Origin of the sequence: Enorma timonensis (assembly GCF_000321165.1) — a bacterium.
Classification (GTDB): Bacteria; Actinomycetota; Coriobacteriia; order Coriobacteriales; family Coriobacteriaceae; genus Enorma.
Map to the genome: position 1 here is coordinate 1 of NZ_CAPF01000081.1, position 8,994 is coordinate 8,994.

At 66.0% G+C, this 8,994-nt stretch carries 5 protein-coding genes and 1 tRNA gene; 4 read left to right on the forward strand and 2 right to left on the reverse strand.

Annotated features, from left to right (window positions below; all coding sequences use genetic code 11):
- Positions 1–1,383 (reverse strand): tRNA adenosine(34) deaminase TadA (tadA, locus tag BN423_RS11435; protein ID WP_026089064.1); only part of this gene is annotated, 1,383 nt, incomplete at its 3' end.
- Between the two features lie 62 nt (positions 1,384–1,445).
- Here tadA and BN423_RS08980 point away from each other — a divergent pair.
- The 4 genes from BN423_RS08980 (at position 1,446) to BN423_RS08995 (ending at position 7,384) form a co-directional block, all read left to right on the forward strand.
- Positions 1,446–1,535, forward strand: a tRNA-Ser gene (locus tag BN423_RS08980).
- A gap of 398 nt (positions 1,536–1,933) precedes the next feature.
- Positions 1,934–4,654 (forward strand): metallophosphoesterase, encoded by a 2,721-nt coding sequence (locus BN423_RS08985; RefSeq protein WP_019239921.1) that lies wholly within the window; start codon positions 1,934–1,936, stop codon positions 4,652–4,654.
- Positions 4,655–4,922: 268 nt separating this feature from the next.
- Positions 4,923–5,888, forward strand: a complete 966-nt coding sequence (locus BN423_RS08990) for a hypothetical protein (protein ID WP_019239922.1) — start codon at positions 4,923–4,925, stop codon at positions 5,886–5,888.
- A 485-nt stretch (positions 5,889–6,373) separates the two neighbouring features.
- On the forward strand, positions 6,374–7,384 hold the full coding sequence (locus BN423_RS08995; protein WP_232385553.1) for a hypothetical protein: 1,011 nt from the start codon (positions 6,374–6,376) through the stop codon (positions 7,382–7,384).
- 353 nt (positions 7,385–7,737) lie between these two features.
- On the opposite strand, the gene BN423_RS09000 is transcribed toward BN423_RS08995, so the two are convergent.
- Positions 7,738–8,784 (reverse strand): branched-chain amino acid aminotransferase, encoded by a 1,047-nt coding sequence (locus tag BN423_RS09000; protein WP_026089065.1) that lies wholly within the window; start codon positions 8,782–8,784, stop codon positions 7,738–7,740.
- Between the last annotated feature and the right edge of the window lie 210 nt (positions 8,785–8,994).

The window sequence follows — 8,994 nt, forward strand, 5'->3', positions numbered from 1 at the left end:
CACGCCGAGGACGGAGCGGAACCGCGGCCGCCCCTCCCCCGCCGGAACGCCCGCCGCCGTGCGCGCCGCGTCGAGGGCGCGCCCGTAGCCGACCATCCAGCGGTCGCATGCCACCAGGCGCTCCTCCGCCCCCGCCTCGTCGACACACCCCTCGAGCAAGCCTTTCTGCGGACCGTACATGCGCACGGCGCCGCGTGCGCCCACGAGCGGGTTGTCCACATCGGAGAGCACGACGAGCTCGCAGCCTTGGAGCGCCGCGAGCGCGGCGGACAGGTCGACGCGCGCCACATCGCGCAGGCCGGCGAGCCCCGGCGCGATCTCCTCGCCATGCGCGTCGAGCAGCCGGGCGCCGAGCGCCTGGAGGAAGCCCGCCCCGCCGTCGTTCGTGGCCGACCCCCCGATGGCGAAGTACGCGCGCCGCGCCCCGCGCGCCACGGCGTCGAGCAAAAGCTCGCCCACGCCGTACGTCGAGGCATGGAGCGCCGCCTCGTGCGTGCACGGCGAGTACTCGATGCCCGCCGCCTCAGCCATCTCGATGGCCGCGACCGGGCCGTCCGCACCATCCGCTAGCAGGTACGATGCGTCCACCTGCTCATCGAGGGGACCGGCCACGCGCCGGGTGACGATCGCGCCGCCGAGCGCGCGGTGGAGCGCCTCGACGGTGCCCTCGCCGCCGTCCGCCATGGGGAGCGCGGTCACGCGGGCGCCCGGGCAGGCGTGCCGGATGCCCTCCGCCGCCCACGCCTCGACCTCGGCGCTCATGGCCGATCCCTTGAAGGAATCGATCGCGAGCAGCACGCGCGGGGCGGGAGCCGGCGTCGCCGCGCACGGGGCGTCCTCGCAACAGGCCGCGCGCGCACCGGCGCCGTCCCGCAGCGCCGCCGCGCGCTTCGCTTCGTGCGCGTCGCCGTCCGCCCGCGCGCCCGCGCGCAGGTTCGCGAAGAAGTCGCTCAGCACGCCCGCGCACGCATCGGCGAGCACACCCGCGGTCACCGCGAACCGGTGGTTGAGCCGCGCGTCGTCGTGCAGGCGGTAGAGCGAGCCGAGCGCCCCGCCCTTGGGGTCGGCCGCGCCGTACACGCAGCGGTCCACGCGCGCGTTCACCATGAGGCCGGCGCACATGAGGCACGGCTCGAGCGTCACGTAGACCGTGCAGCCCGAAAGCCGCCAGCGACCGAGGGCGCGCGCCGCGGCGGTCATGGCCAGAAACTCCGCGTGCGCCGATGGGTCGTCGTCCAGCTCGCGCCGGTTGTGGGCGCGCGCGATGACCTCGCCCTCGTGCACGACGACCGCACCGATGGGCACCTCGCCCGCCGCTGCCGCCGCCCGCGCCTCCGCGAGCGCCTCGCGCATGAACCGTTCGTCCTGTTCGCCGCGTTCCACCCGCTACCTCTCTCGACGTGTTGCCGCACCTTGGATGATTCGATGCTATCATTACCAGTCACGGAGAGATGGCAGAGCGGTTGAATGCGGCGGTCTTGAAAACCGTTGGGCGCGCGAGCGTTCCGGGGGTTCGAATCCCCCTCTCTCCGCCATCGCCAGAGCATGCGAGCCCCCGACCGGTGCGTCCGGCCGGGGGCTCGTTGTTTGCCGCCGGCCTCGCCGCTGGCCTCGCGGTCGCCGCCGGCGCCGCTGCCGTCATCTTCGCCCGCGCCCGCATCTTCCGCACCCACGCCCACCGCGCCCGCACCGTCCGCGCCCCCCGAGCGCTGCGCTTACATTCTTGACGAAACGTTAATTCGATTGTCACGCGCCCTTTGCGGAGGCCTTACGCCCCCTCGCGATACTAACCGCATGTGTCCGATATCGGCGCATGACGACGGCATCCGCCCACCCGCACGCGGCAGGCGTTCTCCAGCATCCGAAGCCCGATACGGCAGCGGCGCCCAGCGCGACGGGCGCCCGCAGAGCGTCCGCGAACGATTGGAGAACCATGTCAGAAGTCGAGCCCACCCCGCACGCACCCCTCGCCCTCAACCGGCGCAGCTTCCTGAAGCTCGTCATCGCCGCCAGCGGAACCGCGGCCGCCGCGAGCGCGCTGCCCGCCACCGCGAGCGCTGCCGACGCGCCCACCTCGTACCCCCAGAAGTTCACGTTCGCCATCATGAGCGACGTGCACTACCTCTCGCCCGACCTCATCGCGCAGAACGCCGCGTACGAGATCGCCGAGAACTCCGACCGCAAGATGTTCAGCGAGAGCGCCGACATCCTGAACCGCGCCCTCGAGGTCGTGGTCGAGCAGGCGCCCGACATGGTCGTCGTCCCCGGCGACCTCACCAAGGACGGCGAGTACCTCGGCCACGAGCAGGTGCGCGACCTGTTCAGGCAGGCGCAGGAGCAGATCGCCGAGCAGCACGACGGCAAGCAGACGAAGTTCTTCGTCATCAACGGCAACCACGACCTCAACAACCACCACGCGAAGGACTTCGCCCAGGCGGGAGCCGAGGACACCGAGGCGCCGGATGCCCAGCGCACGAGTCCCACGCAGTACAAGGACGAGATCTGGGCGGACTTCGGCTACGCCGAGGCCACGGCGTGCTTCGACCGCAGCGGCACCCGCGACGGAAGCCTCTCCTACGTGGTGCGCCCCTGCCCCGGCCTCACGCTCATCGTGGTGGACTCCTGCAGCTACAACCTGCCGGGCGATGGCACCGGGCTGGCGCAGGAGACGCAGGACGGCATGACGCAAGAGCTCGTGGACTGGGTCTGCGCGCAAGCGAAAGCGGCGCGGGCCGCCGGCGATGTGGTCGTCGCCATGCAGCACCACGGCATCGTCGAGCACTTCGGCTATGAGGATGAAATCTTCGGCGAGTACCTCGTCAACAAGAACCTGAGCTACACGGACGTTGCCGAGCAGTACGCCGACGCCGGCATCTCCGCCATCTTCACCGGGCACATGCACGCGAACGACATCGCCAAGCACACGAGCGCCGCGGGCAACACCATCTACGACATCGAGACCGGCTCGCTCGTGACCTATCCGTCCCACATGCGCCTGGGCTCGTTCGAGTTCGCGCAGACGGGCGATACGCTCGAGTGCACCATGACCGTGGACGACCAGCCGCTCGGCACGGTGGACTTCTCCATCGCGCAGGCCGGCGGGCTGAACGACGTGGCGTCGCAGGACATCACCGAATACGGCAAGAGCCGCACGCTCACCGTGGAGTCCGTCACCACGATGCTCGACGGCTACGTGGTGGACCCGCTGCTCGCGCAGGTGGAGGCTAGTGGCGGGGTGAAGGCGACGATCGCCGGCCTTCTGGGCTGCGACGCCAACGCGCTCGACGGGCAGCTGTGGGCGCTCCTCACGGGCATGCTTCCCACCTCGATCGACGATGCCATCGCTCAGGGTTTCTACATCTCGAAGAAGGTCCTCATCATGCAGGTCGATGTGGCGCTCTTCTACAACGCCGCGTCCGGCCGCATCGAGGCGTGGCAGCTGGCGGAGACCCCGGCCACGGCAAGCGCGCTCGATGTCACCCTCACCCCCGCGGAGGAGGAGCAGATCGTCAACGCGCTCAGTGCGACACCGTCCACCATGGCAGAGGGCGATGAATGCGCGCTGTACATCACCGCGCAGGATTTCTCGGCCTTCATCGACGGGCTCCTTGCCGAGCTTGACCAGAAGATTCTGCTCGACACGGCAAACGGCGGCCAGCAGGCGCTGCGCGACATCGTGAGCGCCCTGGTCAAGAGCCTGCTCGAGAGCCCGGTCAACGATACGTATTCGGTGCTCGGACTCGTCGATTTCGCCTATCAGGATCACCTGCTCGGCAACGAGCAATCTGGTGGCGAGGCGGTATCCTCCGCCATCGCGGGAATCGAGAACGACAACCTGCTCGGCACGCTCGTGGGCACGCAGGTCAACGGGCTGCTCGCGAAAGATTCCGCGTTCATGACGCTGGCCGGTAAGGTCGCGTGCGTCCCGTCCGACCTCATCAAGCAGGAGGGCAGCAACGTGATCGGCGGGCTCGTGGTGGGGCCGCTGCTGCTCGGCAAGGTCGAAACGCTCGCCGACCTCGTCGAGCTGCTCACCGGTTCCATGCTCGGGCTCGACCTGGGCGGCACGGTTGCCGGCCTCGTCCCGAGCATCGAGCTCTTCGGCCAGCCCATCCCCCAGCTCGCCGCCGGCGCGCTCAAGGCGCTCGTCACCGACGAGAACGTCAACGGCGCGAGCGCCGACGAGAGCGACCATCACCTAGTCATGCAGGCCGCGGCGACCATCCCCGAAGAGGAGGCGCCGTCGAAATCCGGTCTGCAGAACACCATCGGCAGCGCTGAGAAGGTCGATACCACCGGCGCCTCCAGCAGCGCAGTGAAGGAGTTCGAGGCCGCGCTCGCCGCCGCGCGGTCGGTGATGAGCGATCCCGATGCTACCGAGGCGGAGATCTCCGCTGCTCAGACGCGCCTCGCGAACGCCATCAAGGCGGTCGAGGAGAGCAAGGCGCATGGTGTCCAGGGCAGCTCCGGATCGAGTGACGGCGGCTCGGGCAACGACGATACCAGCGGAAACGGCAACGGCAACGGTGATGGCAACCTGCTCCAGACGGGCGGCGTGAGCATGACCGCCTCGCTCGCCGCGTTCCTCGCCGGCGGCGGTGCCATCGCCGCGGGCATCAAGGCACGCATGTCCGGCCGTGGGAACCGGGAGTAACGCTGTCCCGGCCGGGCGTACGGCAGTGGCAACGTCGCCGTAGCGTCCGGCCGATCTTTTCGCGCGAACTATCGAACTCCGCGCGATCCCATCTCAACGCATGGGCACCTCGGTATGACATGCCGAGGTGCCCTATTTTTTTCTACCCCTTCATAATCTCTTTTTCGAGTATTGAAAGCTGATACAGTACAGTCAAGCGCACGGCACCCAACCGGGCGCGGGGCGCGGCGGCGAGCCCGCCCGGACAACGAGAGATGGGAGCATCATCATGAGCGGTATCACCAGGCGAAGCGCGCTGAGGCTGTTCGGTTCGACAGCCGCCATCGCGGGGCTCGGCCTCGCCGGATGCAAGAAGGACGAGGCGCAGACAGCCCCGACGAACACAGAGGGGGGGGTAGCTGATCCCGAGCCCAAGAGCACCGTCCCCACGGTCGACGACTTTACCGTGAGCGACGTAGACTATGACACGGATGTCGAAAACGGCATTATTCACGCCACGTTCACTATCTCAAGCAGCGCTTCTGTTCCATGTATGGTTACCGCCGACGTTGTGGGATCCTACACCGCCACCGACGAATACGGTGACAAGCAGACGGAACAAACGGGGCTGGGCTTCAAGATTGCACGCGGATCAAATCTGGACAATTCAGCCACCAATGCCCTTGCCCTGATTAACGCTCAGGATGAAGCGGAGCTCGAGCTTTATATAAATATTCCCACCAGATACGATAACGAAATCGGCGAGGATGTCGTGATCGACATCGAGGGCATTGATGTGCAGGTGACCGAGGTCGAAGATGCCACTGATAACGAGTATCTTTTGCCTGACGCCTACGAAATCGACGGCCTTGCCATCTCCACGCCTGAAGTGGGATACGGGTTCCAGGTAACAGGCACCATCACAAACAAGACCGACCATCGTTGGTCAAGCATCGAGATCGGATTTCTCGCAATCGACGCCGACAATAATCCGTACCGCTTCTTCTGGGTCGAGGAGGGATCGGCCTACTCGGGATATGCGACTACCGTATCTGAAGCAGAGTACATTAAGCCGGATTCCAGCGGAGAGCTCGTGTATGGCGAGCAGGATGCCGCCTACCGCTACAACCCCGAAGATAACTACTCAGCCGTTACACTCGATAGCTCGCAGGTCTTTAGCATTGACAAGGTCGCCTCTGTCGAAGTGCAGTACGCCCGCGCTACCTTCGATGATGAGGATGATAGCGACGAATAAGCCGCGCAGCCGCTAAAAATGGTGGCGTAGTTCAGATATGCACGATTCGCCGTGCCGCGCTCGTTGAAATTCGGGCTCGGCGCGGCGTTTTGCGTGGCGCGACCGAGCGAATCCTGGGGTTTTGGCGTCCGTCCGGGGCGGCGCGAGGCGAGGCGCGCGCATCCGTGCCGCCAGAATCGTGCATATCTGAATTCCAGCACCACATTTTGCGCATTCCGCTCAAAAAACGCTCCACACCCGCAGCGAAGCGCCTCGAACAAGTCGCACCGCGTAAGCGTACGGCACGGACGACCCCGCCAGACGCTGCCCACGCACATCGCAGGCTCGACATGGGGCTTCAGCCAGGGCATCTTAAGCAATTCTCCCCTATCTGACCCTACCGTTCGCGCTCTCGGAGCGGGTACAGATATATCGAGCACCCGGCACCTCGCCGAGCGCGCAGCGCGACGTCAGCGTCCGCTCAATCCACGCGAGATGGGAGCATCATGAGCGACATCACCAGGAGAAGCGCACTGAGGCTATTCGGATCCGCAGCCGTGGTCGCGGGGCTCGGCCTTGTCGGTTGCCAGAAGGACGATGGCCAATCCGCTCAAACGGGCACCGATTCCAAGGCCGACGATGCCCCGACACTCGCCGACGTCACGGTAAGCGATGTGACCTTCGACGCCGATGAGGAGAACGACCTCCTAACCGTCACCGTCACCCTCTCGAGCGCCGCCTCCGTACCGTGCCTGGCCAAGGCAGATGCCGCGGCGATCTACACGGACACCGATGAGAACGGCGACGACCGTGAAGAGCGGCTGGAGCTCAGCTGGGATCTCGTGCGCGGCGCCAACGTATACACCACGGATTGCGAGGCTCTGATCGAGGCGGACGGCGCGGCGGAGCTCAAGCTGTACCGGAGCATGCCCACCGTCCACGACGATAAGACCAACAAGGACACCAAGATCGACATCAAGAACATCGACGTGCAGGTCTCCGAGGTCAGCAACGCGCTCGACGCCGTCGATGGCAAGAAGGGCCTCCTGCCGAGCGAGTACAAGCTCGACGATTACGCCGTCGCCGCGACCGAGAAGGGCTACGGTTTCCAGGTGACGGGCACGCTCCAGAACAAGAGCGAGAGCACGTGGAAGGCCGTCGACGTCTACTTCCTTGCGCTCGAGGCGAACGGGAACCCGTACCGCTTCGCATACGGCGATGACGGCAGCACGCGCTTCACCTATGCGGTGGGCGAGAGCGAGGCGAAGGATGTCAAATCCGGCGACAGCGGAGACCTGATCGGCGACGACCAAGGCAGCGAATACGATCCGACCGATCAGGAGAATTCGGTGGTGGAGGATCAGGCGAAGCTGTTCAACATCGATACCATCGACTCCGTCGAGGTGCTCGGCGTGGTCGCCACCTTCGACGACACGAAGGATGACAGCGTGGACGACAAGAAGGACGACGCCGACAGCAAGGATGACGCTGACGACAAGGATGACAGCAAGGAATAAACCGCATCGCCGCAAAAAATGGTGATGGAATTCAGATATGCGCGATTCGCCGCGCCGCGTTCGAGGATTTTCGGACGCGGCGCGGTGTTTTGCGCGGCGCGGCCGGGCAAATCCTGGGGTTTTGCCGCGCGGTCAAACCGCCAAGAGCCGGTGTGCCCCTATCCGAGCCGCCGGAATCGTGCATATCTGAATTCCATCACCACTTTTTGCTCACGCTGCTCAAAAAACGCCCGCGCGCGTGGCAAGCCGCCACGCAAAAGCGCGCGGTGCAGGCAACCCCGCACCGCGCGCTCTCGAAATCACCTCGCCGGCGGCACACGCCCCGGCACATCGGGCAGCCTCAGCAGCCCGTCCTAGCAGATCTTCACGACCCAGCCCTCGGGCCCCTCGATCTCGCCGTCCTGGATGCCGGTGAGCGTCACACGCAGCTTCTGCATGACCGGCCCCACGTGCTCCATGCCGCCCTCGCCGAACGTGATCTCCTCGTCGCCGTTCACGACCTTGCCCACCGGGCTGATGACGGCCGCCGTTCCGCACATGCCGCACTCGACGAAGGCGCCGGACGCGACCTCCTCGAACTTCACCTGACGCTCGACCACCTTCATGCCGAGCATATTCTCGGCCACGTACACGAGCGAGCGGCGCGTGATGGACGGGAGGATGGAATCGGTCGCGCTCTTGGGCACCACGAGCGTGCCGTCCTTGTCCACGAACAGGAAGTTCGCGCCGCCAGACTCCTCCACGTAGGTGTGGGTCTGCGGGTCGAGGTACATGTTGTCGGCGAAGCCCTCGGCGTGCGCCTGGACGCTCGGGTAGAGGGACATCGCGTAGTTGAGGCCGGCCTTGATGGCGCCCGTGCCGTGCGGCGCGGCGCGGTCGTACTCGGGCACCTTCACCGCGACGGGCTTCACGCCGCCAGAGTAGTACGGGCCCACGGGCGTGACGAGGATGCGGAACTGGTACTCGTCCGCCGGCGCGACGCCGATGACCTCGCCCGTCGCGATCATGAGCGGGCGCACGTAGAGCGTGGCGCCCGAGCCGAACGGCGGCACCCAGGCCTCGTTGGCCTTGACGACCATCTTCACGGCCTCGATGAACTTGTCCTCCGGGAAGGGCGGCATCACGATGCGGCGCGCGGAGTCGGCCATGCGCGCGGCGTTGAGGTCGGGGCGGAAGCAGACGATGTCACCGTCCTTGGTGGTGTAGGCCTTGAGCCCCTCGAACACCTCCTGGCAATAGTGGAAGATGCCGGCGCACTCGGACAGCGTGATGGTGTGGTCGGTGGTGAGACCGCCCTCTTCCCAGGCGCCGTCCTTGTAATTGCAGACGTAGCTGTAATCCGTGGGCTGGTAGGCGAAGCCCAGGCTGCCCCAGTCGATGTCCTTCTTCTCTGCTGCCATGATGCGCTCCTTCGATGAGTCGAATTGTATGCACCCGAGGAAGCCCGGGCGCACCGAGCTCCTTCGCGTTGTTCGCATAGCGTATCGACCATTGTACTCCGCCCCGCTAAAGCGACCCGTTAATTCTTTGTTGCAGCAAGCGAGACGGCGCGGGGAAGGTGCCGCCGCGGAGGACCCCCGCCGACCCTTGAGAACCCAAACTGAGCGAAA

Bases quoted from the DNA above. Each gene is read 5' to 3' on its own strand.
- BN423_RS08985 (WP_019239921.1), top strand. From the start codon at position 1,934: ATGTCAGAAGTCGAGCCCACCCCGCACGCACCCCTCGCCCTCAACCGG.
- BN423_RS08990 (WP_019239922.1), top strand. From the start codon at position 4,923: ATGAGCGGTATCACCAGGCGAAGCGCGCTGAGGCTGTTCGGTTCGACA.
- BN423_RS08995 (WP_232385553.1), top strand. From the start codon at position 6,374: ATGAGCGACATCACCAGGAGAAGCGCACTGAGGCTATTCGGATCCGCA.
- BN423_RS09000 (WP_026089065.1), bottom strand. From the start codon at position 8,784: ATGGCAGCAGAGAAGAAGGACATCGACTGGGGCAGCCTGGGCTTCGCC.